General features: G+C 36.9%; 19 protein-coding genes. 6 read left to right on the forward strand and 13 right to left on the reverse strand.

Annotated elements, in window-relative coordinates; all coding sequences use genetic code 11:
• Positions 1–174, forward strand: coding sequence for a LysR family transcriptional regulator (locus H5088_RS06950; protein ID WP_259398095.1), 174 nt, complete (start codon positions 1–3; stop codon positions 172–174).
• 86 nt (positions 175–260) lie between these two features.
• Here H5088_RS06950 and H5088_RS06955 read toward each other — a convergent pair whose 3' ends face one another.
• Positions 261–1,142, reverse strand: a complete 882-nt coding sequence (locus H5088_RS06955; protein WP_182748275.1) for a LysR family transcriptional regulator — start codon at positions 1,140–1,142, stop codon at positions 261–263.
• A gap of 115 nt (positions 1,143–1,257) precedes the next feature.
• On the opposite strand from H5088_RS06955, the gene H5088_RS06960 reads away from it, so the two are divergent.
• Positions 1,258–1,983, forward strand: a complete 726-nt coding sequence (locus H5088_RS06960; RefSeq protein ID WP_182752531.1) for an aspartate/glutamate racemase family protein — start codon at positions 1,258–1,260, stop codon at positions 1,981–1,983.
• 67 nt (positions 1,984–2,050) lie between these two features.
• Here H5088_RS06960 and H5088_RS06965 read toward each other — a convergent pair whose 3' ends face one another.
• From H5088_RS06965 to H5088_RS06990, 7 genes are all read right to left on the reverse strand, one after another.
• On the reverse strand, positions 2,051–2,926 hold the full coding sequence (locus H5088_RS06965; protein WP_259398096.1) for an aldo/keto reductase: 876 nt from the start codon (positions 2,924–2,926) through the stop codon (positions 2,051–2,053).
• Positions 2,878–3,210, reverse strand: coding sequence for a hypothetical protein (locus H5088_RS20295; protein WP_259398097.1), 333 nt, complete (start codon positions 3,208–3,210; stop codon positions 2,878–2,880). Before H5088_RS20295 ends, H5088_RS06965 begins: the two co-directional genes overlap by 49 nt.
• 614 nt (positions 3,211–3,824) lie before the next feature.
• Entirely contained in the window at positions 3,825–4,016 is a 192-nt protein-coding gene (locus tag H5088_RS06970) for a DUF3185 family protein (protein WP_024596528.1), read from the reverse strand.
• A gap of 51 nt (positions 4,017–4,067) precedes the next feature.
• Complete coding sequence (gene rmuC, locus H5088_RS06975) at positions 4,068–5,534, reverse strand: DNA recombination protein RmuC (RefSeq protein ID WP_182752532.1); 1,467 nt, start codon at positions 5,532–5,534, stop codon at positions 4,068–4,070.
• A gap of 874 nt (positions 5,535–6,408) precedes the next feature.
• Positions 6,409–9,555 carry a DEAD/DEAH box helicase gene (locus H5088_RS06980; RefSeq protein WP_182752533.1) on the reverse strand — a complete coding sequence of 1,049 codons (3,147 nt, stop codon included), beginning with the start codon at positions 9,553–9,555 and terminating at the stop codon, positions 6,409–6,411.
• 405 nt (positions 9,556–9,960) lie between these two features.
• Positions 9,961–10,923: a transcriptional regulator gene (locus tag H5088_RS06985; RefSeq protein ID WP_182752534.1), complete on the reverse strand. Its 963-nt coding sequence runs from the start codon at positions 10,921–10,923 to the stop codon at positions 9,961–9,963.
• A 15-nt stretch (positions 10,924–10,938) separates the two neighbouring features.
• A complete protein-coding gene (locus H5088_RS06990; protein ID WP_182752535.1) occupies positions 10,939–12,177 on the reverse strand; it encodes an AAA family ATPase in 1,239 nt (412 codons plus the stop codon).
• Between the two features lie 774 nt (positions 12,178–12,951).
• On the opposite strand from H5088_RS06990, the gene H5088_RS06995 reads away from it, so the two are divergent.
• Entirely contained in the window at positions 12,952–14,166 is a 1,215-nt protein-coding gene (locus H5088_RS06995) for a hypothetical protein (protein ID WP_024596523.1), read from the forward strand.
• A 70-nt stretch (positions 14,167–14,236) separates the two neighbouring features.
• On the opposite strand, the gene H5088_RS07000 is transcribed toward H5088_RS06995, so the two are convergent.
• Complete coding sequence (locus H5088_RS07000) at positions 14,237–15,112, reverse strand: DNA replication terminus site-binding protein (protein ID WP_165723776.1); 876 nt, start codon at positions 15,110–15,112, stop codon at positions 14,237–14,239.
• 953 nt (positions 15,113–16,065) lie between these two features.
• On the opposite strand from H5088_RS07000, the gene H5088_RS07005 reads away from it, so the two are divergent.
• Positions 16,066–17,415 (forward strand): class II 3-deoxy-7-phosphoheptulonate synthase, encoded by a 1,350-nt coding sequence (locus H5088_RS07005; protein ID WP_024596521.1) that lies wholly within the window; start codon positions 16,066–16,068, stop codon positions 17,413–17,415.
• A gap of 63 nt (positions 17,416–17,478) precedes the next feature.
• On the opposite strand, the gene H5088_RS07010 is transcribed toward H5088_RS07005, so the two are convergent.
• Complete coding sequence (locus H5088_RS07010; RefSeq protein ID WP_182752536.1) at positions 17,479–18,288, reverse strand: pyruvate, water dikinase regulatory protein; 810 nt, start codon at positions 18,286–18,288, stop codon at positions 17,479–17,481.
• A gap of 157 nt (positions 18,289–18,445) precedes the next feature.
• Between H5088_RS07010 and ppsA the strand changes: the two genes are divergently transcribed.
• Positions 18,446–20,821 (forward strand): phosphoenolpyruvate synthase, encoded by a 2,376-nt coding sequence (ppsA, locus tag H5088_RS07015; RefSeq protein ID WP_007378803.1) that lies wholly within the window; start codon positions 18,446–18,448, stop codon positions 20,819–20,821.
• Between the two features lie 71 nt (positions 20,822–20,892).
• Here the strand turns inward: ppsA and H5088_RS07020 are convergent, their stop codons facing one another.
• On the reverse strand, positions 20,893–21,102 hold the full coding sequence (locus tag H5088_RS07020; protein WP_024596520.1) for a PGPGW domain-containing protein: 210 nt from the start codon (positions 21,100–21,102) through the stop codon (positions 20,893–20,895).
• A 145-nt stretch (positions 21,103–21,247) separates the two neighbouring features.
• On the opposite strand from H5088_RS07020, the gene H5088_RS07025 reads away from it, so the two are divergent.
• Positions 21,248–24,295, forward strand: coding sequence for an FAD-binding and (Fe-S)-binding domain-containing protein (locus H5088_RS07025; protein ID WP_182752537.1), 3,048 nt, complete (start codon positions 21,248–21,250; stop codon positions 24,293–24,295).
• A 185-nt stretch (positions 24,296–24,480) separates the two neighbouring features.
• Here the strand turns inward: H5088_RS07025 and H5088_RS07030 are convergent, their stop codons facing one another.
• Positions 24,481–25,674 (reverse strand): sodium:proton antiporter, encoded by a 1,194-nt coding sequence (locus H5088_RS07030; RefSeq protein WP_182752538.1) that lies wholly within the window; start codon positions 25,672–25,674, stop codon positions 24,481–24,483.
• On the reverse strand, positions 25,674–26,885 hold the full coding sequence (locus tag H5088_RS07035) for a tyrosine-type recombinase/integrase (RefSeq protein ID WP_007377559.1): 1,212 nt from the start codon (positions 26,883–26,885) through the stop codon (positions 25,674–25,676). Before H5088_RS07035 ends, H5088_RS07030 begins: the two co-directional genes overlap by 1 nt.
• Positions 26,886–26,987 lie beyond the last annotated feature (102 nt).

Genomic DNA, 26,987 nt, shown 5'->3' on the forward strand with positions numbered 1-26,987 from the left:
ATGTCGATAACTAATCAATTAACGTTATTTGTAGATGTAGTGCAACAAGGCTCATTTGCCAAAGCCGCAGCACTGCATGATATGGATAATTCGTCACTATCTAAGCAAATAAAAAAAGGGACAAAACACCCAATTATTATGGAAGTAAAAATCCATAATAAAATAGGAATATAATTAAAATACAGATTCATATTACTGTGAGCGCGTTAAATTAATAACGCCCATTTTACTGTAATGGGGGTTTACAGTAATTTTTTGCGTTATACATTTAGCTCTTTTAATTTATTCCAGACGCTCTCGCCGCCAGGGTGAAGCGCTGCATGGTACCGATACGCATAATATGTAATAGGTACGCAATGATGCTTTTGGCCAACCACAACTAAACTTTTCTCTTTTAGCTCTTTAGTAATGACATAGTTTGGTAACCAAGCAATGCCATTACCCTCTAAAGCCTGTATTTTTAAAAGCTCTGTCATCGACGATACAAATACTTTTTTAAGTTTAGAGCCCGATATTATCGGCTCTAACTGCCTACCCATATAAGAATCTAAACTGTAAGCTAAGTGAGGTACAAACCCATCACTTTCTAAATTGTATATTGCCTTACCGTTTGCATTGCAGGCACTCACTGGCAATAACTCTGCACTGCCTATTTTTTGATGACTAAACGGAGGTAACTTTAATCGTTCGTTATCAAAAGCAATAAGTAGGTCACATGCGCCCTGTTCGAGCGTAGCAGTGGCTTTATCAACATCAATGGCTTCTATATTGAGGACTACTTTGCGATCACTTTTACTATGAAAGTTCGACAGCTTTAGCGCTAAAAACGTAGCTAATGAGTGCGCTGCAGCAACCTTTACTGAGTGAATTTCTTCAGAGGAGAGTTCTTCTAACATACTCACTGAGTTATTCATTTGGTTTATTAGATTACGCGCTGTTATATGAAATATTTTACCGCTTGAGGTAAGTGTAATTGGTAAGTTCTCTCTATCTATTAGCTCTGCACCTACGGCTTCTTCTAATGCTTTAATTCGTCGACTAAAAGCAGGTTGCGTTATATGCCTAAGCCTTGCGGCCTGCGAAAAGCTTTTTGTATTAGATAAGGCCAAAAAATCTTCTAACCATTTACTCTCTATATTCATAATACTCACTCAAGATATGCAATTTAAGCATGGGCAGTAAAATAATAGCATTATTCAAAACAAAAAAAACACGATAAATTTAACCCATACAGTAACAACTTATCGGAATATAACAATGCTTAGAACACTAGGAGTATTGGGAGGAATGGGGCCTTTGGCTACCGCCTCATTTATGAATCAAGTAATTGCGTTATCACCTGCTAAGAGTGATCAAGAGCACATACCTATGTTTATAAGGAATATCCCGCAAATTCCTGACAGAACAAAATTTTTAATGGGTATTGAAGATGAAAATCCATTTTTTGAGCTTAAAAAGGGTTTTAACCAACTTACTAGCTTAGGTGTAAGTTGCATTGTTATACCGTGTAATACCGCGCATTATTGGTACAACGCACTAACGCAAAATGCTGATGTGCATACCATTAGTATTGTACAAAGCGTTATTAAGCGCGCAAAGGCAACGGGCAAACGTAAGGTAGGGATATTAGCGACCACAGCCACGCTCAATATGCGGATATATCAGACGGCATTTAGTAAGCACAATATTGAATTTATTGAGCCTAACGAGCAACAGCAAACATTTATAATGCAAGGTATAACGGCGGTTAAGTCAGGAGATTTAACCTCAGGACATAATCTTTTAAAACAAAGTTATGAGCTAATGCTAGCCCACGGTGCCGATACAGTACTATTTGGTTGCACCGAAATACCGCTAGTTTTAAATGAACAAGTATTTAATTCACCCGATACATGTTTAGATACCATCGCGATTTTAGCGCAAGAGTGTGTTAATTGGGCTTATACAAGCACTCAACAATCAACCCTCTCAAGTGTGGCTTAATTAAACATTAGTTATAAATAGGTGTGCTTACACTGGCGCATTTAAGTAGCACACCTAAATAGCCAACTTACACTGGCGCGTTTTGTTCAATCAAGTTTTTAGCTTTTAACTCACTCCAAAACGCATCCGGAATAGTAACCTTCATTGAGGCTACATTAGCTTTAATTTGCTCCTCCGTGCGTGCCCCAGGAATAATTGAGGATACCGTTGAAGGCGCCTCTGCAAACTGCAGTGCAGCTGTTTTAATATCAATCCCATGTTTAGATGCAATGTCGCTTATTGCATTAAACTTTTGCTGCATAGGCCCTGGAATTTTAGGCGAGTAATTAAAGCGGTTACGACCGGCTAAAAAAGCACCATTAAGCGGCGCACCAATGACTGCTGAAATACCTCGTTTATCAAGCATAGAAAAGGTTTTATCAAGTGCCTGCTTGTGGTCTAAAATTGAATACTGCAGCGCTAATAAGCAAATATCTGGGTCTGACATATCAAGCGCTTTATAAACAGCATGAGGTGTATTTACTCCAAAACCCCAGCCTTTAATTATTCCTTCATCACGCATTTTAGTCAGCTCAGGAATAGCACCTTTAGCCGCTTGATCAAAATACTTAAGCCAGTCATCTCCCATATCGCTGTTTTGTGGTGATAAATCGTGAATATAGACAATATCGAGTGAAGCTACTCCAATACGATGCAAAGTATCTTCTATTGAACGGCGCGTGCCTGAGGCTGAATAATCATACTTATAATGAAACGGTGAGTGATCAGCCCAATGCCAACTATTTTCTACAGGCTCTGCTGAAGGGGTAAGAAGGCGGCCTACTTTTGAGGATAAAACATAATCTTCACGCTTTTTGTTTCGAAGTAAATCACCGAAGCGCCTTTCGCTTAAACTCAAACCGTAAAAAGGTGACGTATCAAATGACGAATACCAGAATCCCATGCTGCATTTAGCATTGTTAAAATTTCTGTATCGCTTGATATAGTATTAAAGCCATTCCCGGCGGCAAGGCCACCCAAGCCCATTCTTGATTCCGGCCGGTAATGCTTAGCGTTAGTAACATCGTTTGTGGGTAGAGCAGCGCTTTTATCTATTGATCCTTTAGTTTGCATAACACTGCCGTTAGACATTTTTACCTTTAGTTGCTCAGCCAAAGCTGAAGCACTAAAAATAGAGCCTAAACTTAAAGCAGCCCCTGCTTTAATAAAATTTCTGCGAGATACCATGTGACTATTCTCCTTGAGTAGGTTAAATATCTACGCTATAAGCTAGTATAAATAACAACCAAACCCAAGCAAGAAGAAGACAATAAATACCAATACTATCAATAAGATAGTTAAATTAACAAACACTGAACAGACGTTTGAATTAACATTTAAAACTGATTATTTTCTTTACTCGTATAGTCCTTTTAAATGCACAAAACAGTGCACTTTAATAGCTTGATAAAAAAGCATACTTCCAAATTGGTGCACGCTTTAATACTCATTTATACAACATAAAATGGTTAAATTTATTAAATGTGTACAAATTAGTAGACAAAACCGCAATAAATTAAAGATGCACAAATAATTTCACTAGCAAAGCGATTGCGGCAATAATTGGCTAATTTAACCGAGCGTAGTTGAAATAATTGGGAAATATTACAGAAGCGTTTATTATTGAAGGTTTGCCTTGCAATACACGGCGTATTTTTCTCTTTCACAATGCAATTGCTGGCAAGCCCTGTAAGAGTTTTATCTTGCCAAGTAACACTGTGCAGTGCTGCCTATTACAACTAAATTCAACGTAGTTAGCGCTGAAAATAGTTGCTTAAATAGATCAATTATTCAAGTTCAGGTTACTTGAGCTTTTTAATACCAATTAACACACAGATGGCACCGCCAATAATACCCGCCCATGCTTCTATTGGTGTGTCGCCACTAAATGCACGGCTAAGCTGCGAAGCCGCCGCATCATACACGTCGTATCCCCACATAATTAAAGCGATACCTATAACGATTAAAACAATTCCTACAATCTTATTATTCATAAATACCCTTAAGGTTTAACTTACATAAACTAAATAAAAAATAAATCAGGGTTAATCTAACTCTAATTGGGCACGTTCTACGCTCTCACTAGGCAGCTCTTTTTGTACCGACACACCTAGCTCTTTAAACTCTGATGCTTGTTTAATTAAATTACCTTTACCACGGTATAGCTGCGAAAATGCTTTATCATAACTTTCTTTTGCTTTATCAAGCTGCTTACCTACACCTTCCATACTCAATAAAAAACCATTGAGCTTGTTATAAAAACGCTCCGCTCGACTTGCCAGCTCTTTTGAATATTTGGTTTGCTCTTCAAAACGCCAAAGCTGTTTAACAATATTAAGGCTAGTAAGCAGGGTAGTGGGTGTAGCTACCAGTATATTTTTTTCTATTGCTTGTTGGTAAATATCGCTTTGATATTTGAGTGCTTCTACAAAAGCTGATTCTATTGGTACAAACATAACCACTACTTCTGGCGAGTTAATACCTGGTAAGCGGTCGTACGATTTACTCGCAAGTTCATTAATACGCGCTGTAACGGCGTTTACATGCTCTTTAATTGCTTGATTAGCATCTAGATCATTTTCAGCGTTCACGTAGCGTGTATAGGCATTTAATGAAGTTTTAGCATCAATAACTAAGTGGCGACCCTGTGGTAAGTACACAACTACATCAGGGCGCAAGCGGCCATTTTCAGTGTTAAACGACACTTCGCGCTTATAATCAACGCCTGCACGTAAGCCAGCACTATCTAATACGTTTTCGAGCATAAGCTCGCCCCAATTACCTTGGGTTTTCTTTTGCCCTTGTAGGGCGTTACTGAGCTTGTCGGCTTGATCTGTTATAGCTTGGCTTTTAGCTTGCAAATGCAGTAGCTCGGTTTTAAGCGCAGTCCGTTGTTTTATGTCTTCAACGTGCATTGATTCCATTTTTTCTCTAAAGCCTTTTAGCTCGCCTTGAACTGGTTTTAATAATTGCTCAATGCTTTCTTGATTTAAGGTTTTAAAGCTTTGTGATTTTTCTTCTAGAATTTTATTGGCTAGGTTTTCAAACTCTTTTTTGAGCGTATTTTTACTTTGCTCAATTTGCGCGAGTTGCTCGCTAAAGTTTTGCTGTTTTTGCTCAAGGGTAGTGCGCATATTATTATATTCAACATCGCGCTGATTGTATTGTTCACGAAGCGCTGCCAGCTCGCCTTCGGCTTTACGCCAAAAGTGATTGTATTGAATGCTTTGTTTTTCTTGTTCGCTAAAACGCGTTTTAAAATGCTGCGCTTCATCGCGCTGCTCTTGGTGAGTATGTTCTAGCAGTTCATGATCTTCTAGCAAGGCGCTGTATTGCAACTCTTTATTATCAAATTGGTTTTGTAACAGGGAAAGCTGTTGCTGCTGTTCGCTTATTTGTAGATGTAGCTTTTTGCGAAGCCGTGTTGATACAGCGCCGTAAAATAGGGCGCCTAAAGCAACACCAGCACCAGCGCTTAGCCAATCAATATTAGTGAGTACTTGAGTGAGCATAAAATAAACTTATAAAATTTAGAGACATGCCATCATAACCAATAACCAACAACAGAAGTAGGGGAGTTAAGAAATTACAGACATAAAAAAACCAGCTTAAAATAAGCTGGTCAAATATTACTAAGTTAAGTAATCAAAGGGATAATCAACATGTGCCCGAGCAAGCTGCAACTTAAATACATAATCACCAAAATAACTAATATTATTAGGTGAGGCTATATAGCAACAGGCATTAGAGTAGACCGGATAACAAAATAATTAATTCAAATTAATTTGCGGAAGATCATTTATTTTTATTCGGGTTGATTTAAACAAATCAGATTATGGGCATAAAAAAAGCCAGTTCAAAATGAACTGACTCAATCATTACTAAAATTAGTAACTAAATAGGGGGAATCAACATGAAAACTTGTATTAACTGCAATTAATCAACAAGCATAATAGTAGACGCGTCTTTTTTAATTAAGTTCAAAAAAAATAAAAAACTTTTAAAATAAGTGCTGAACGCTAAGTTTTAGACATAAAAAAAGCCAACTCAAAATGGGCTGGCTCAATCATTACTAAAATTAGTAACTAAATAGGGAATCAACATGAAAACTTGTATTAACTGCAATTAATCAACAAGCATAATAGTAGACGCGTCTTTTTGAATTAAGTTCATAAAAAAAAAACTTTTAAAATAAGTGCTGCGCGCTAAATTTTAGACATAAAAAAAGCCAACTCAAAATGGGCTGGCTCAATCATTACTAAAATTAGTAACTAAATGGGAAATCAACATGATGCTTGTGTTAACTGCAATTAATCAACAAGCATAATGATAGACGTCCGCTTTTTAATTAAGTTCATAAAAAGATCAAAACTTTTTAGATCTTTTTTAGTTTTTAATTAATGACAACATTTGCTGCTCATCAAACTTTGTAAAGCTCATTGATTTATCAGTAAATAATGCATCAACAAGGGCTTGCTTGTCTTGCTGCATTTTAAATACTTTTTGCTCTATTGAGTTACTCATTATGAGCTTATAAACAAATACAGGATTAGTTTGACCAATACGGTAGGCTCTATCAGTCGCTTGCTTTTCTACTGCGGGATTCCACCATGGATCAAAATGAATAACGGTATCTGCTTGTGTTAAGTTAAGGCCTGTTCCACCGGCTTTTAAGCTAATTAAAAACACGGATGTTTTACCACTGGTAAACTCGTCGATTACTTTATCTCGTTGACGCGTTTGCCCTGTAAGCATACTAAAGTTAATGTTTATTTCTTCAAGGCGTTGGGCTATTAAATCGAGTGCCGATGTAAACTGACTAAATATAATAATCTTACGACCCAGACTTAGCATAAGCGGTAAGTGTGTTGTTAACCATTCAAGCTTAGCGGAGCCTGCTTGAGTATCTGGATCTATTAATTTAGGGTGGCAACAAATTTGCCTTAACTTTAAAAGTGCCTCTAAAAATGCAAGCTTACTTTTTTGGGCGCCCTGCTCGGCAAATAAGTCTATTAGCTTCTCTTCTAATGAACGTGTAATGCCTTGATACATTTCTTTTTGCTTAGGCTCAAACTCAAACTCTTTTGTAAGCTCTGTTTTTTCAGGTAACTCTTGCGCTACTTGTGCTTTAGTGCGGCGCATTATAAAGGGCATAATTAACGCTTTTAACTGCTCAGCCCTCTGCATATCAGCTTCACGCTCAATAGGTGTTTGAAAGTGCTGCTTAAAGTGGGCTTGAGACCCAAGTAACGATGGCATAGCAAAATCGAGTAACGATTTAAGCTCAAGTAAATTATTCTCGATTGGAGTACCACTTAAACAAAGTTTAAAGTCGGCATTTAAGCGTTTAACTAATCGTGAAACCTGTGCGGTATCGTTTTTAATGTATTGTGCTTCATCGAGGATTATATTTTCAAAATATAATGGCGAATAATATGCAATATCACGCTTTAAAAGCGGGTATGTAGTAAGAATGCATTGCGCTTGTGCTAAGTGTTGTAAAGGATCGTTACGGTTTGATCCAAAAATAGTGGTAACTTTTAAACTTTTAGCAAACTTAGTAATTTCGTTTTTCCAATTACTCACCAAGCTAGTTGGGCACACTATAAGTGTAGGGCCTGCTTGAGGGCGGTTAAATGTACTCGCTAAAAATGCAATAACTTGGAGTGTTTTACCCAACCCCATGTCGTCAGCTAAAATACCACCTAATTGATGACGTTTTAAAAAGCTAAGCCAATCAACGCCTTGCTGTTGGTACTCACGAAGTGTTACAGAGTCATTTAAGCCATGTAATGAAACCTTAGGCATTGCCTTATCGGTATTATTTAACTCTTGTAAATATAGCTCAAGTGAATCGTCGTGAAGCTCTACGTTAATAGCTGTGTGCTTTACTAGTTCAGGTAAATACGAAAGCGGAATATTAAATTCGTCACGTGTTTTTACAAATTCAAAGCGTTCTTTAAATTCGTTTAATAAGTTAATGGCAGACTTATTAATAACCCCAAATTGACGACCAAGCGGGTAGTAATAAAACAGTTCACTTTGGCGATTCAATGACTGATAAAGCGAATCAGCATTAGTAAACAACAGCGCTGCTTTTGCGTCACACAACAATACTTTGCAGTGCATTTGATGCCCTGCTGCACGGTGTACATGTAAACTCACTTCACATTGTGGATTAGGGCTTGTTACTTTACTTACACTGACTTGCCAACCACGCTGCTTAAAGCCGGGAAATACTTCGTGTATTAGCCAATGCAAATGGATAGGAGATTGCTTTGTAAATACAAGCTCACTTTGTAAACCCCCTTTACAAAATTCAAACCCTAGATTGATTAGCTCGTTAGTTACGGTGTTTTCAAATGCGCTATTTATAGTACTTGCTGGGGCAGAACCAGCTAAATAGTTTTTATTTTTATACTTAAATAGCAGCGAAAGTGATAAACCTTGCTCGCCCATTGTTACTTTTAAAACAGCGTTACTAGATAACTTAGGTAACGTTGGCTGCAAGTTAGTAGGGTGCGGTATAACACCTGCGCCAAAGTTATCGGCAAGCTGTTTATATATTCTGTCAAAATTAGCGTCATGCAAAGCAGGCATAGTCTGTAAATGCGCTATTTCGTCTGCACTCAATGGTGTACGAAGACGACCCGCTTTTAAATGATCTAAATCGAGGTAAGTAGGCGGTGTTGTTTTTAATAAAGCCCAGTTTTGAGTTTGCTCGAGCTTAATAACTAATTGTGATAGATCTTTATCTTGCTCCCAACTAAAACTCAATGCTTGGCCAGATTGCGCTTTAATTGGCACGCGAGAGCGCTGAAAAAACAAGCGTTCAGTAGCTATCAATTGTTGTAGGGCACTAAAGCCCCATTGGCCTTTTAGCTCAATACTTCCTACTGCATTTTGTGAACGTATCCAACTAAATAATCTAAAATCACTTTCGAGTAAATCATTTGGCGTTACGAAACTATTTAACTGTTGCTCAGTGAGGTTTCGGCCTAACGTGTAATTTTTTTTAGTCTCAAAATTAGCTATTTTAGGTGTTAAAAATACTTTGTTATTTTCAATATCTAATACAAATAATAATACTTGCGAGGGTGTATGTTGATCACCACTTTTAAGAGCGCTTAATTCACTAAACCAATCATTAATGAAGTAATCTTCACCGTATTCACCAGAGTGCTCTATTTTAAGCTTAAACAAAATAGCAGCTAAATGTCGGCATTTGGTTTTTGCATTACACGTACAGTGTGTATCAACAGAATAACCAGTTGGTACTTTACTGATCTCAATACGTTGGTTAAATGATGATCCGTTATCCACTTGCACGGTAGAGTCTACAACAGAAAAATTAGGGGTATGCTCTAGCCAGGTAATTTGACCTTTCTTGTAGTACTCTTTGCCTTTATCTAAGACATTTTCGCGGAAAAGTTTTTTAATAAAGCGTTCAGAAAGAGGAAACTGGGTAGCCTGCTCATTTTTAATTTCTTCAAAAATAGCCATTAAATCATTTTTTGATAAGTTAGCAGACATGTCACTCTAAGCATTAAATTTTAAAAATAATTCTGCCAGTATATGCCTTATGTGCTCTGAGCTAAAGCACTATTAACAAGATATAAACTGGTTGGAGCTGATAACTTAGTAAAAAATCGGTTTATAGGTAAAAATGAGTATAAAATTTCGCAAAATATTAGGCACTACATACAAATATAAAGATTAAACCACACGTTATAGATCACAATTTTACTAACAATAATAATAAACCAAGAGCAAATAGCTAAAAGGGGCGATTAGTTAGTAAAAAAGTGATCTTGAAGAGGAAATATGATTATTAAAGGTAGGATTAGCCTAGTAAAGATCAGATTTTTACTAACAAAACAATCTGTCAGATCAGTATTTAACTAAGTAGACATGTCTGACAGATCATTATTTAACTAACTAATTAAAGGCACTTAATAGCTTAGTTAATTGTTCTAAGCGTTTGTCTGTCATCACTTTATTGTCGATTTTGATAGACACATCACCACTTTTTAAATTGCGTTGTACCGATACAAACTTATTTTCAAGTACAGCTTCACGCTTAACAGCAACTTGAGGCTCAGCAGTTAGGCGTTTGGTGATTGCCATTGCACGCTTGTCGTCACTTGTAATGGCGTTTAGCTCTTCATCACTAGCTAGGTCACTAACAAGTTGATTAAACGCCTCTTGGTCTCTCTCCTTTGCGCTCATGAGCTTTTTAGCCACTTCGCGACCCACGTGATTCGCAGTAGGGTAGAGTGCAATAACTTCAGCAGGTATTTGTTCATAGGCTTTAACAGAATCAGCAATGGCGGTGTGTGATACACCTTCAATTGCAGCAATCTCTCTGTAAGATCCTTTTTTACCTTGTTCAATAAGCTCATTTTTAGTTTGCTGGTAAGCTTGTCCCAGCTCCCATAAACTTGGAGCGATATATTGATCTGAAGATACAGCTAAAATTTTAGCGTCTTGCTCAGTAAAGTCACTTGAACTAAGTACTAAATAATCGGCGTTACCTAAAATACAGGCCATACGACGGCGAGAACCCGCTAAAACTAAGCTTTTATCACCCTGATCCCAAAGCAGTGCAGGGTGCTGATTACGGCCATCCTCTGCAATGGCAGGTAGAATATCCGATACTGACTTTTCGTTAAGAAGTGCTTGTACACGGCGATTTTTACCGTACACACCTGTTGTAGATTCAATGTCAGCGTGTGCGATCACTTTGCAAACAAGTGTAATTTGGCGCTCAGGATCGCTCGGTGCTGGCATGCGAATTACATCACCAGCATTTGCTTGTTCAAGTAATGCGTCAAGGCTACTACTTCCTACAGCTGTTGCAAATGGATCTAAGCGGGTGTCATTTTTACGTTTTTTAGCCATTTTTATTTAACATCCTTACTTAGGGGTATTGAGTGTTGATTGAGTTGACTGCCAATTTGAACGAATAAGCATTTCTAGCTCATCGACCACATCTTTAATATTTTCTTGAGCGCGCATTAGTGATTCACGGCTTGCTAAGCTGTCTGACGCTTTTTGATCAAAAATAGTATTGAAAGACGAAGAGCTAGCAGTAATCGCCGAGCTGTGGTTGATTGGGTAACTCATAACTTGGCGACCGAATGCACTACGAACATCTTTAACAATATCGCGCTGTGAGTGATTACCTTTTACATAGTTGGTTACTAAAAACTGCATAAAGTCCCATCCCTCATGGCCAAGTGCCGCAACGGTATGGTAAATCTCGCCTAGTCGTTTTAAATATTTATTATTAGCATCAAAGTCTACAGCTTCTGGATGAACAGGGATAAGCATCGCAGTAGAAGCCATTAATGCATTATAAAACATAAAGTTAAGAGTTGGAGCTGTATCTATTAATATAATATCAAACTCGTCTTTAACAGGGTTAATTACTTTTTCAAGTAACTTATGGTAATGACGAGTTTGCTCATAATTTGAGGTGTCTTTGAGCAATGTTGCAGTTTCATGCTCAAAGTAAAAATCGTCCATACCTGATGGTAGTACACGAATATTTGGGATATGCGTTGGTAAAAATGAGTATGAAACAAATTCAGGCCATGTTTCGCCCTCATCTAAATCTATACAATCACGCATTAAATCACCAACAGTAATTGGGTCATGTTCACTTGAAGGAAAAAAGCTTGAAGAAGAGCCTTGTGGATCTAAATCAATTATTCCAATGCGATAGCGCTTAATATTGGTAGTTGCCAGCGCTGCTGCAATATTAACCATGCTGGTTGTTTTGCCACAGCCACCTTTGAGAGAATTAATGACAATAACTTGCAGTTTGTCATCATCAGTACGATGATCTGGTTTAATATCCATAATATCAGCCATAGCAAAAATGTTTACTAATGTGTAAGCATAATGACCATTGGCGCCGCGTTTTATGTTTAAATCATCAAAGTCACCGTTGTCATGACGTCTTTTTAAAGTACGATTATTACAACCTAATAAATCGGCAGCTGCTTTTTGCGTATAAGTTCTTAATTCTTTTTCTTCTGATTTAAGATGAGCACGATAGTGCTGAATACGACCTTCTAATGATTTTTCAGCTACTTCGGCAGTTGCTTTTAAAAGCCGGTAGGTACTTAACGCGTTATTATTGATAGGCATACTTTCTTCCTCAAAGTTAGGCAGTTAGTATAATGTCCATTCAAATTGCTGTAAACAACTATTTAAGACGACATGCATTTTAAAAAGAAGACATTTAAAAATACTTTTACACTTTTAATATTGCTTAGTATAAATAAAGAAGTTTAAAGGTGGTTAAATATATAAGGTAGTAAAGGTTAAGGACCTTAAATTAACACATAACATTATGATTAATATAAACAATATAAAAAAAAAGCAGATCAGCGTTATACTTGGTTAAGATCAGATCTTTATCTACCTGCAGATCACCTTTTTACTAAGCCTTATTTTTTAAATCAAGTTATACACAGGTTGTGCATAAGGTTATGAACAAAAAGAGCCCTTGAGATCAATTTTTTACTAAGTAAATTATAAAGTTATGCACTAACCTTAGCGTCAATAGGTCCGTTTAATTAGTATAGATCTGATCTGTACTTGGTACAGATCAGATCTATGCTAACTCGATAAGCCTTTATCCACAGGGATATTAATTTTCGTATGAATTTGTCGTGCTAAATTTTGAAATAAAGCCATTGTGATGGACAAAATAACAGCTGAGTTAGTAAAAAACCGATTTGAGATGACCTAGTTAGTAAAAATATGATCTGAAATCGTAAGTTATGTACATTACTTAGTATAATAGTGATCTAAACGTTTTATTTAAAGTCAGATCACTTTTATACTAACTTAAACATTTAACTTTTGTTGTTTAATGTGTTGTTATTAGATGTCGCAATAAAAATGGAAATAAGAACAATGAGCCGAAAGGTCAACATCTCGGTAGATAATTTGCCCGATACACTCAGGGGCCAAATCCACGGGGTGGAAAGTGCAATTGATAACGAAAGTTTAGCACTATTTACAGACAACAAAGACGTGCGAATTTCTATTGAAAATGCAGCTCATGGTTTACGTGCATATTCAAACACGTTTAATCATTATGATTTGTGGGGCCGTTTTGTTCGCTCTGGCTATAAAAAATTGCCACTTGAAGAAGCGCCTAAAAAAACAATCATTACGCGTAAAATATCAGAGAAAGTAGATGGTATTTTATACGATGGTGAGATAAAAATTACCCCTGCTGTTGTCAGTACTCGTAAAGATGGTGAAGATATTGAGTATCTTGTTTGGCCATCGGACAGAGAAGAAAAAGTAGAACGAGCACTTATTCGTTTAGCTTCTAAAGGCAAAATAGTTAAAATTAATTTTAAGTCCGGTATTCAATACGCGGTTGTTTTTTCTATGAACGAATTAGCGCAAGAGCTCAAAGCGGTAGGGCAGTCAATGCCCTATCCTGCAATTAAAGAGTCACTTGAAGCATTGCAAGGTTCTAAACTTTCATTTAAATATTCAGCAACCGATACTAAAAACTCCGATATAGATGATTCGTTTTACGAGTCAAATATGAACTTTTTATCGTCACTTCACTTTAGTGGCAAAAAAGGTCAAGGTGGCAATGTAAAGTGTGTGGCCTGCTTAAACGCGTTTGTTCATAACATGATTGATAACCTTGAATACAAAGGATATTACTTTAACAGTGCACAAGAATTAAAACGGGGATTGTCGCGTTGGATGATGCTTCGTTTGTATCACCTTTGGCGTTATGCAGCTCCAGGTAAAACGTATCATTTTAGATTACTTTCTATTATGGAAAAATATGGATCTATTTATTCAACTGATGATATTACGGAAAATAAATTAAAAGCGCTTCGTCGTGATATGACCACCACAATGAAAGATCTGATTGAAAAAGGTGCTATATCAGAATACAGCATTACAAACGTCAAAGATGACAAAACTGGTAACATTATTGATTACACATACGAAATGCACCCCTCTGATCAGTTTTGCGATGAAATACTTACATTGAACAAACACAACAAACGCATTGAGATTCAAGGCGGTAAACGTATTGTTGAAAATGCAGTGCTAATTGATGAAGATAAAATAGAAGAGATAGTAGAAAAATAATAAACGTTATTTTAAATACTGTACATATTTACTAAAAAGGCCACAATATGTGGCCTTTTTAACATAATAGCTATCGGTCAACTTGTTCTAAATATAGCCTATCAACTAAAAAATCATACTCACGTTTTCGAGGATGAGCTTCGGGTTTCTTATAATCAGGTAAGATACCTAGTTTAACGTCTGGTTCTGGATTAATCAGAATAAATGGTAATGCGGCGCTCACATGATAGCGGTTTTGTGCTGTGTATCTCACGTTAACTTGAGGGCTTACGCGAGTAGGGCGACGAATTCTTAATTTTTCCTTTTCACCTAAACTAGCAACCCGTAATTGTTCTTGAGCTACAAGTGATTGCCATTTTTGTTGATCTATCATTCTTGGATTTCGATAACTAGCCGATTTGTCGAGCATTTCGAGGGCCATTTTTTTAGTCAATGTTTTAGTTGCGTGCTTGTGCATCCAAGTAAACCTAACGGAAAATGGTGATTCACTCTCACTGTGAATCTTACGATAAGCAGCAAGTGTTATTAAATTTGGTATTGCATTATGAACAGCCTCAAATCGGGCATCGTTATTATCAATTGCCAATATACACTCTTTGAAGCTAGCTTTAGCTTTGTTAACTTGTGCTATACGATTATTTAAAGCTTGTTTATCTGCATTTTTAATAACAAGTAAACCAGGGTGCCTTTTTAACACGCGACTGCTTAAGCCCGATTTTTTATAAATGTCAGAAAAGGAGTTTAAAATTGCCTTTTGAGCCGGCGCTCCAGTTATTTTAGAGACAAGTATGGACTCAGGAACCTTATTTTCATCTAAATTACTTACATCAGGTAACTGATAGTACTCTGCTCTGGAAAACTCACATTCGTTTAATTCCTCAATTAACCTTAAAGTTAATTCGTTCATTAAATCAAACTGACTCCTAATTTGCACTTTAGTAACCACGGCACACCTCAAAGAACACATCTTACTAACTCCATATTATTGCATGCACTTTGCATTGAGTAAATATTTAATAAAATAATACTCGGCGTTCAGATATCATTAAAAGCAAATAATGTATGATGTGTTCTTTCTGGAGTAAGTGGTTCTACTTATTCCTGTAATTTAGTACTGTTTTATTGATTAAAGAGTTAGTCCGCTTAGAGCTTAATTGCCTATGTAGTGTAATAAATGAGGGATGTAAAATGAACTTGGTGCGGTTAAGTTCTAAATAATAGTGTTAGCTTGGTTGTTTCTCTAATTAGTTATTAATATTATAACGTGTTTTGTCTATGGGTTTATCATCCAAAAGCTCAGCATGTCGTACATGCTTTTTGCATGAGAGTCATTTAAGGCATCACTGGCAGTTAAGTTTTTAGTTATGACAACTTGCTAAATAACGCTGTCGGCAGGGTGGGAAGATGAGTGCTGAATCAGCAGATTAACCTTGTGTCAGTTGTAAGTATATTCTGGCATCAGAATAATCAACAGCGCCATTCTACTAGGTTTAAAGTGCATATAAATGAGCAACACAAAACCCCATATCATATATTTAGGCCTGCACATAGTCCCTATTAGTTAATAATTAATTTAGCCCGTAAAGTTAAGATTACATTTGACGCAATTTAAGTATGATGTGTTCTTATATAAAATACATATAATATACCCTTGTGCTTTATTTATTCTCAATGTGTTAAAATTGAAACTAATTAACTCTAATTGTATGTTTTTAATCACTTTAGTTTATTTAAAATAAAACTAAAGTGATTGTTATATAATCACCTGAGTTAAATAAAATTACTTTTATACTTAACTCATAACTAAATAATTGGAAAATAGTGAATTTAGTCCTTGAACATAGGGGTCTGCATACGTTAATTTCTTCTTAACAGGTAATGTAGGAATGAGGAAAAATTATGTCATCGTGGAACCCAAATAGCTGGAGAGAGCTGCCAATACTGCAGCAGCCACAGTACCCAGATCAAGAAATACTTAAATCAGTAGAAGGCCAATTAAAAACGGCTCCGCCTCTAGTTTTTGCAGAAGAAACAAGAAGCCTATTCAAACAACTTGAAGACGTGTGCGAAGGTCGTGCATTTTTACTTCAAGGTGGTGACTGTGCCGAGTCGTTTAGCGATTTTAATGCCGCTAATATTCGCGATACATTCAAAACAATTTTACAAATGGCTGTTGTATTAACTTATGGCGGTAAATGCCCTGTAGTTAAAATAGCGCGTATGGCTGGTCAATACGCTAAACCTCGTTCAGCAGACTTAGAAACAATTAATGGCGTATCTTTACCATCTTACCGTGGCGACATTATTAATAATATTGAGTTTACAGAAGAAGCGCGCATTCCAGACCCACAACGTTTAATGACTGCATACCATCATAGTGCTGCTACGTTAAACTTATTACGTGCATTTGCACAAGGTGGCCTAGCCGATCTTCACCAGGTTAACCGCTGGAACATGGGCTTTGTTGCTGCAAATCCACTTAAAGAAAAATACCAACAACTTGCAGATAAAATTCAAGACGCACTAGAGTTTATGGAAGTGTGCGGAATTAACTCTACAATTGCGCCAAGCTTAAAAGAAACCGATTTATACACTTCTCACGAAGCTTTACTACTTGGTTACGAAGAGGCACTAACACGTCGCGACCATTTATCGGGTGACTGGTACGATTGTTCTGCTCACTTTGTTTGGATTGGTGAACGTACACGCCAACTAGACCATGCACATATTGAATTCTTTAAAGGCATTAAAAACCCAATTGGTGTTAAAGTTGGCCCAGGTATGGACCCTGACGACCTAATTCGTTTAATTGACGCATTAAACCCAGATAATATTCCTGGTCGTTTAACGCTAATTACGCGTATGGGTGCAGACGTACTGCCAGAAAAACTCCCAGCACTAGTAAGAAGAGTTCAACAAGAAGGCCGTAAAGTAATTTGGAGCTCAGATCCAATGCACGGTAATACTGAAAAAGCGACTTCAGGTTACAAAACGCGTAACTTCGATAATATCATGCGCGAGATCAGTCAGTTCTTCGCTGTACACAAAGCAGAAGGTTCATACGCAGGTGGTGTTCACCTAGAAATGACAGGTCAGCACGTAACAGAATGTACAGGCGGTGCTTACGGTTTATCTGACGATGACTTAGCACAGCGTTACAAAACACAGTGTGATCCACGCCTTAACGCCGACCAAGTATTAGAGTTAGGCTTTTTAGTCGCTGATTTACTAAAAGACGCACGTAAATAATATTTATTGATACAAAAAAAACCGCTTAATTGCGGTTTTTTTATTTCAAATTTGATGAGTAAGTCAGTACTTACGTCGCTCCAAGTCTGTTTCTATCAGTATTTTTGCAGAAATCTCTTCAACAGAATGATGCGTAGAATTAAAGTAAGCTATATTGTGACGCTTATACAGCATTTCTACTTCGCGCACCTCAATACGGCACTGTTTAATTGAAGCATACTTAGAGTTAGCCATACGTCGATGCCTTATAGCCGCAAGCCTCTCAGGGTCAATCGTCAGTCCAAATAACTTATGTTTATAAGGGACTAAACATTTAGGCAAATCTTCATTATCTAAATCTTCTTCTGTAATAGGGTAGTTAGCCGCTTTAATGCCGTACTGCAGTGCTAAGTATAAGCTTGTCGGTGTTTTACCACTTCTGCTAACGCCAATTAAAATGATGTCTGCTTCGGAAAAGTTTTTAATATTTCCACCATCATCATTCATAAGAGCATAGTTAACCGCATCAATTCTAAAATCATAACTTTTTTCGTGGATAGAATGCGTACGATGCATTTTTGGAACAGGGGCTACATTGAGCTCTTTTTCTATTTTTTCGCTATACGTAGTTAAAAAATCATACGTAACTGCATCAGCCGATTTTATAATTTCACTTAAATTGTGATTTACAAAAGTAAAAAACACGAAAGGCTTTTCACCTGTTTTTGCAGCGGTTGCATTAATTAAAGCTTTAATTTCGTGCGCTTTTTCTTCAGTTTCTACAAATGGAATTGTTTTATGATTAAAATCGATAGGAAACAACGACAAAGTCGCATGCCCAAATACCTCTGAAGTAATTGCTGTTCCATCTGATATATAAAAAGCAGTTCTCATAATTAACCTTTTTATTGCGTTTAAATCCCTAAAATGGGTTTCCCACGGTTTACGTGAGGACTGTTGCCAGTGTAGAATGATGACGACCTTTATAAAAGGTTTTCTTTCTTAACTCTCACAGTTAGACCTACAATTTGTTTTTTTTGGAGAAAGATCCGTGCAAGAATACGTTCTCTGGTATCAAGAGCTTGGTATGCAAGATGTTCCTCGAGTTGGCGGTAAAAACGCGTCACTTGGCGAAATGATTTCAAACCTCGCAAACGCAGGTGTACAAGTACCGGGTGGTTTTGCAACTACCGCAGATGCTTTTAATGAGTTTCTAGATCAATCAGGACTCACCGCCAAAATTCATGACATCCTAGATACACTTGATGTTGATGATGTAAATACACTCGCTAAAGTCGGTGCCGATATCCGCCAATGGATAATCGACACACCATTCCAACCAAACCTAGATCAAGCCATTCGCGACGCATATAGCCAACTCCATGGCGATACTGCAGCAGATGTTTCATTTGCAGTACGTTCATCAGCTACCGCTGAAGATATGCCAGATGCATCATTCGCAGGCCAACAAGAAACTTTCCTTAACGTTGTCGGTATCGATTCAGTCATGGTCGCTATTAAACACGTATTTGCTTCATTATTTAATGACCGTGCAATCTCATATCGTGTTCACCAAGGTTACGATCACCGTGGTGTAGCGTTATCAGCAGGTATACAGCGCATGGTACGTTCAGATAAATCAGCATCTGGCGTAATGTTTAGTATTGATACAGAGTCTGGTTTTGAAGACGTTGTATTTATTACATCAAGCTATGGCTTAGGTGAAATGGTTGTACAGGGCGCGGTTAACCCTGATGAATTTTATGTTCATAAACCAACACTCCTTAAAAACAAACCTTCAGTAGTACGTCGTAATATTGGTTCTAAAGCCATACAAATGATTTACTCAGAAGATAAAGCACATGGTAAGCAAGTAGACATCGTTGATGTTGACCCTGAGCTTTCTAATAAATTTTCGATTACAGATGAAGAAGTGCAAGATCTTGCCAAACAAGCTGTAATCATTGAAAAACATTACGGTCGTCCTATGGACATCGAATGGGCAAAAGACGGAAACGACGGCAAACTATATATAGTTCAAGCACGTCCAGAAACTGTCCGCTCAAACGAAGACTCAAACGTAATGGAACGTTTTCAATTAAATGGCACAAGTAATGTACTTGTTGAAGGCCGTGCAATTGGTCACAAAATTGGTAGCGGTGTTGTACGTGTTCTTGATTCAATTAAAGAAATGGACCAGGTACAAGTAGGCGACATTTTAGTAACCGATATGACCGACCCTGATTGGGAACCAATCATGAAACGTGCAGCAGCGATTGTTACAAATCGTGGTGGCCGTACGTGTCACGCGGCAATAATTGCACGCGAACTTGGTATTCCAGCAGTTGTTGGTTGTGGTAATGCAACTGATTTAATTAAAGCGGGACAAGAAGTAACAGTATCGTGCGCCGAAGGCGATACCGGCTTTATTTACGAAGGTATTTTAGATTTTGAAATACTAACGTCACGCGTTGATAAAATGCCAGAACTACCAATGAAGGTAATGATGAACGTGGGTAACCCCGATCGCGCCTTTGACTTTGCACGCTTACCGCATGCAGGTGTTGGCCTTGCGCGAGTTGAATTTATTATCAACCGTATGATTGGCGTTCACCCTAAAGCGTTATTAAATTTTGATGCGCAAACCGATGCATTAAAAGCAGAAATTACTGACATGATTGCCGGTTACGAATCACCGGTAGAGTTTTACATAACAAAACTGGTTGAAGGTATTTCAACGCTTGGTTGTGCTTTTGCACCGGAGCGTGTAATTGTGCGTATGTCTGATTTTAAATCAAACGAATACGCAAACCTAGTTGGTGGCCAGCAATACGAGCCAGAAGAAGAAAACCCAATGATTGGTTTTCGTGGCGCCGCACGTTATATCTCTGAAGACTTCCGCGATTGTTTTGCATTAGAATGTGAAGCTATAAAACGCGTAAGAAACGACATGGATATGGCAAACATTGAAATCATGATCCCATTCGTACGTACCCTTGAAGAAGGTAAACGCGTAATTGAATTACTAGAAGAGCATGGCCTTAAACGGGGTGAAAATGGTCTTAAAGTAATCATGATGTGTGAGCTGCCTTCAAATGCATTACTTGCTGATGAATTTTTAGAAATGTTTGATGGTTTTTCTATCGGCTCTAACGATTTAACACAGTTAACGCTTGGTCTTGATCGTGATTCAGGTTTAATCGCACATTTATTTGATGAGCGTAACCCAGCAATTAAAAAACTACTTTCTATGGCAATTAAAACAGCTAAAGAAAAAGGCAAGTACGTAGGTATTTGTGGTCAAGGTCCTTCAGATCACGAAGACTTTGCAGCATGGTTAGTAGAGCAGGGCATTGACTCTGTTTCACTCAATCCAGACACAGTAATAGAAACATGGTTATACCTAGCTAAAAAATTAGCAAAGTAATAAATAGGTAAGCTATAAAAAATGCCAGCAATGTATTGCTGGCATTTTTTTATACCCAATTAAAAGTTAAATTAACGGGCTAATTTTTTATCTAAATAAGCACATGATTTAGTTAACGCCTTTTGGCAAAGTGATAAGTAATGTCGCGCTTTAGGGTAATAAAACGAAAAACACAATAAACCCGCCATAAAAAATATAAGTGATGGTCCTGGTACAACCGCAAAAAATAACCCTAGTAAAATAAATAGCACGCCACTGATCTGTAATAGTAATTTTTTCATATAACACACCTCATTACTCGTTAACTTGAGTATAATTTAAGCTGCATTAAAATCGACTAAAAGAGTGTTACAAACTGTAAAATCTTCAATTTCTATTCGCCATCACCATGATATAATTAGTCAAATGCCCTAAAATATCGCCGTCATGATAGCAACAATTACACAGCAAGATGCCGCGACAGAACTTGTCGCAAATTACCTAAATACCATTGCAAGCCAAGGTTTTAGTGGAGATACCGATGCAAGTTATGCAACGCGTATTACTGCTTCAACCGATAACAGTGTATATCAGGAAATACCCCAAGGTGTTATTTTTCCAAAAAATGAAAAAGATATTCAACTCGCACTGCAAACTGCATCTCGCGACCCATTTTTATCTTTAACTTTTGGCCCTCGTGGTGGTGGAACAGGTACTAACGGTCAATCGTTAACACCAGGTATTGTTGTAGATTTATCTCGCTATATGCGCGAAATCCTCGAAATAAATGTAGAAGAAGGCTGGGTACGCGTTCAAACCGGCGTAATAAAAGATCAACTTAATGACTTTTTAAAACCTTATGGTTTTTTCTTCTCACCCGATTTATCTACTAGTAACAGGGCAACTATTGGTGGCATGATAAGTACTGACGCCTCTGGGCAAGGTTCGTTAGTTTACGGAAAAACAAGCGATCATGTTTTAGGGCTTACAACTTATTTAGTCGATGGTACACCTATGTGTACCTCACCAATAAACATCGACAAAGCAAAAATTATAGCCGAGCAAGACTCTCTAATTGGTAGTTTATATAAAACAGTTTTAAATATTTCAGTTAATGAACGCGCTGCTATTTTAGCTAAGTTTCCACGGTTAAATAGGTTTTTAACCGGCTACGACCTAGAGCATGTGCTAAGTGATGACTTACTAACTTTTGATATGAGCCGACTAATAACAGGTTCAGAAGGCTCATTAGGTATAGTAACTGAAGCTAAATTAAACCTAACACCGATTGCTGAATTTAAAACCCTTATAAATATCAAGTACGATAGTTTTGATTCAGCACTTCGTCATTCACCGTTTTTAGTTGATGCACGCGCAACATCGGTAGAAACCGTTGATAGCAAAGTTTTAAACTTAGCACGTGAAGACATCATTTGGAATTTAGTATCGGACTTAATAACCGACGTACCAAATAAAGATATGCAAGGCCTTAACATGGTCGAGTTTAATGCAGTATCAAACGATGATATAAAAGACAAAGTAGACACACTTTGTAAGCTTCTAGACGAATGCGTAGCAAATCAAACTAATGGCGTTATTGGTTATCAGTTAACCAGTGATAAAAGCGATATACTAAAAATTTACGCAATGCGTAAAAAGTCTGTGGGTTTATTAGGTAATGTAAAAGGCAGTCAAAAACCACTCGCCTTTGCAGAAGACACCGCTGTACCCCCTGAAAACTTAGCAGATTATATTGTCGAATTTAGAGCATTACTCGACAGCCATAATTTACAGTATGGTATGTTTGGCCATGTTGATGCGGGGGTTTTACACGTACGCCCAGCACTTGATATGTGCGACCCAGAACAAGAAAAACTACTTAGAACTATTTCAGATCAGGTAGTAAAACTAACCGCTAAGTACGGTGGTTTAATGTGGGGCGAACACGGTAAAGGTTACCGAAGTGAATATAGTCCTGAATTTTTTGGTGAGCATTTATATACGCAACTTCGTAAAATAAAAACAGCTTTTGATCCTAACAACCGCATCAACCCCGGTAAAATATGCACTCCTATCGATAGTGAAGACTCACTAGTTAGTGTTGATGGACAAAAGAGATCGCACTTCGATAAGCAAATATCAATAGAAGTTAAAACCAGTTTTAACAATGCAATGACCTGTAATGGTAATGGCATATGCTTTAATTACGATGAAAATTCACCTATGTGTCCATCGTATAAAGTAACTGGCGATCGTCGTAATTCACCAAAAGGACGCGCAAGTTTAATGCGCGAATGGCTTCGTTTACAAGAGTCAAAAAATGTAGATTTACTCGAAGTAGAAAAGCAGCTTAACAAAGGTGAAGTAATCACCTGGTGGGAACGTTTTGTTCACAGCCGCGAAAAACGAAAAGGTATTTACGACTTTTCTCACGAAGTAAAAGCGTCAATGGATGAATGTTTAGCATGTAAAGCATGTACAACTGCTTGCCCAATTAAAGTAGATGTTCCTACTTTTCGTTCGCGCTTTTTAAATTATTATCATAGTTATTATGCGCGTCCGCTAAAAGATTACCTTGTTGGTAACATAGAAAACAGCGCGCCATTAATGGCAAAGTTTGCAAAAGTTATAAACCCAATTGTTAAAACATCATTAGTAAGCAATGTTATTAAAAAAACAGTTGGCTATGTTGATACACCACAGTTAAGTATTCCTGCACTTTCAAAGCGTATTACTAAAACACAAAAATTTGATTTTGATTTATTAAATAAATTAAATGTAGAGCAACAAAGTGAATATGTATTAATAGTACAAGACCCATTTACGAGCTTTTACGAAGCCGAACTAGTAGAAAGTTTTATTACTTTAATAACCCAACTTGGCAAAAAACCAATGCTATTACCTTTTAAACCAAATGGTAAACCGCAACACGTAAAAGGTTTTTTGCATGAATTTAAAGTTACAGCTAAAAATGCAGCTGAGTTTTTAAATAAATTAAATGATATTAATGCACCCCTAGTCGGTTTAGATGCGTCACTCGTTATGTGCTACCGCGATGAATATAATACAATTTTAGAAAATAACCGTGGTGTATTTAATGTGCAACTTGCCCATGAATGGTTACAAACACAATCGTTTAAATCACTAAGCGCAAAACAAAATACAGATACCGAATTTACATTACTGAGTCACTGTACTGAAACAACTGCACTGCCAAAAGCGGCAAATGTTTGGCAAACAATTTTCAGTGATATTGGTTTAACATTAAAAACAACAAATACAGGTTGCTGTGGAATGGCGGGGACTTATGGCCACGAAGCACAAAATCAAGATAACTCACGTGCACTTTACGAAATGAGTTGGAAACCAATTGTAGATAAAAATAAACCAGAGCAACTTTTATCTACGGGATTTTCTTGTCGTAGCCAAGTTAAACGTTTTGAACAATTTAAACCAAAACACCCAATTGAATTACTAGCACAGGTTCTTAAATAACTTTATAAAATAAGAGTGCTTAAATAAGATCACTTATATAAGAGTACTTAAATAGTTTTATCTAAATACGAATTTAGTAAATTATTTATTAAATACAAAAAGGCGCAACGATTAAATTCATCAGTGATGAAAATAAACGTTACGCCTTTTTTAATACGTATTCTTAATTTACCTAGTTTAAATAATTATTTTTTAACAAAACTATCAGCAATAGGTTTAGTGCTAATACCATGTATAAATACACTAAACAAAATAGTCGTCATTGCTATTGTCGCTATTTGATATTTGTTTTCTATTTGCGTATCAATCACCATCAATGTAAAAACAATTGATGCTAATCCTCTTGGTCCAAACCACGCAAATGTAAAACGCTCTTTAATATTCAATGCCGTAAACTGCAGTGACAACATAACTGGAATTATTCTAATCAATGTTGTACTTAACAAAGCGTAAATTATAATTTCAGTATTTAATTTCGGAATAACTAAGTAAGCACAAACAAACCCGAACAAGCACCAAATCATTAGCGATGTAAAATCTGCAATGTGCTCTGAGTCTTCAATTAATTCTGTTCTAACTTCTTCAGTCGAAAATTTATCAAATAATAAGCCTGCAATAAACACCGCAATAAATCCACTGCCATGAAAATACTGAGTGACAGAAAAAACAGCCATAGCAAAACCGAGTAATAAAAATGGACTGGTATTTTGTGCAAAGTAATGACGTTTCATTGCAAAGTTTAAACTCGGTATAAAAACAGCGATACTTGTAATAGCTATTAATAGAGCCAGGCCAAGCTCTCGGCCAAACACACTTAATGTTTGTGTTGCAGTAATAGCTGAGTCAGGATTTTTAGCGAGTAATATAAATATTAAAAATATGGGCACACATAATCCATCGTTCAAACCACTTTCAGTATTTATTCCTTCGCGTATTTTTTCAGGCACTTGTGTACTTGCTAGTAACCCTTTACTTAATGCCGCATCGGTAGGTGTTAAAATAATAGCGAGCAACGCCGCTTGAATAAGTGAAAGCTCAGCAAAGAAAAATAAAGCAACAGCAATACCGAGTAATAAAGTTAAGGGTAGGGCAACAAACAACAGTAAACTAGGATACTGAAAACTATGCCTTAATACACTTAGCTTTGATTTAGCTGCATCTGAAAATAAAAATATACTTAGCGTAAGCTCTATAAATGGTAATAAAAGATCAACGCCTTCTTTTATTTTATGTCCTTCGTTTGGTAGCATAAAAGCTAAACATATTCCGCCGACAACAAAAAACATTGGACCTGTTACTTCTGTTTTTTCTAACTGGCGAAGTGTTAAAGAATAAATTAAAAATAGTCCGCCTATAAATGCTATTACTAAATACTCCATTAAATTTTCCTTTTAAGTCCTGATTTTGCTCGCTCTTTAATATTTGTTTGAATATAAATTTGATCGGTAGTCGCAATTTTAGAATGGCCTAAATCTTCTGATAAATGTTTGAGCGGTCTGGTTTGCGCATCATGTGTAGCACCAGTATGACGAAGCCAATGTGCAGTTGCAGCGCCAAGTTGTTCAGCGTCATCTTTAAAACCATCATCAAGTAATGATTGCTGAGCATAATCAAAACTTTGTTGAACTAAACGCCTAATTTGCCTTACGGTCATGCCACCTTGACCGCGAATTTTATGAACTAACGGCTCAGATTCATCAACCCGAGGAAGGGCAGGTAGCCCTCGATATAATCTGTATCGTTTTAAATATTCAACAAAATCATCACTTAAGGTTACATCTCGTAATTTATTACCTTTACCCATTATACGTAAAAACCAAAATCCATCATTATCTTGCCAAAAATGAGACATTACCGGAGACCATTGTGGGCGCTCAGATAATTCTGAAATTCGTAAATAAAGACCTTTTAAGCAGGCAAGCGTAAATAAGTTTCGCTCTAAATCAGGGTTATGTTCGCATAAATCACGCGTTACACCAAAAACGTATTCCCATTGAATATCACTTAATGTATCAGGAATTTGAATCTGTGATTGAACAACTAAATACGGGCTATTTTTTTTAACAACAGGGACAAAGTTCGCAAATGTTTTTTCTTCGAGTAGGGCAAACTTATAAAATACATTTAAGGCAGTAAACATGGCTGATAAAGTTTGTTGGCTGGCAGTCGATTCTTTTAGCATAAAAGGGCGCCAATTTTGATTTAATCTACGAATTCCTTGCTCATCTTTATAACGCCATTGCACTGAAGTTGCAGCCCATTCTTTATCAGGTTCAACCATAAAATCAACGTAAGCTTCAATATCTTCACGTTTTAAATCGAATACTGATTTTTCTGCTATTAACCACGACCATAAATAAAAGCGTTCAAGCTCATTTCGAAAACGACTATAAGTGGCTTCTGATTTTCTGCCATAAACATATAAAAACTGATATAAGAATGTCAGATCGGCTTTTGATTCAGTTACAGTCAAGCCAACTTCCTGTATAAAGGATGCAAGTTCTGGGTATTCTGAATTTAGAGTACCGTCATCTAGATGGGCAATTTGATATCTTAATTGTTTTAACGTATCAACCAAAGCAACAAGCATAATGTATAAATATTCAATTAAATAATAGACTTACAGAATAACGTTAAAGTCCGATACTGTCTAGTATTGGACATAGTAAAGCTCTAATTATTTTAATACTGT

Origin of the sequence: Pseudoalteromonas sp. SR43-3, assembly GCF_014163875.1 — a bacterium.
Taxonomy (GTDB): domain Bacteria; phylum Pseudomonadota; class Gammaproteobacteria; order Enterobacterales; family Alteromonadaceae; genus Pseudoalteromonas; species Pseudoalteromonas distincta.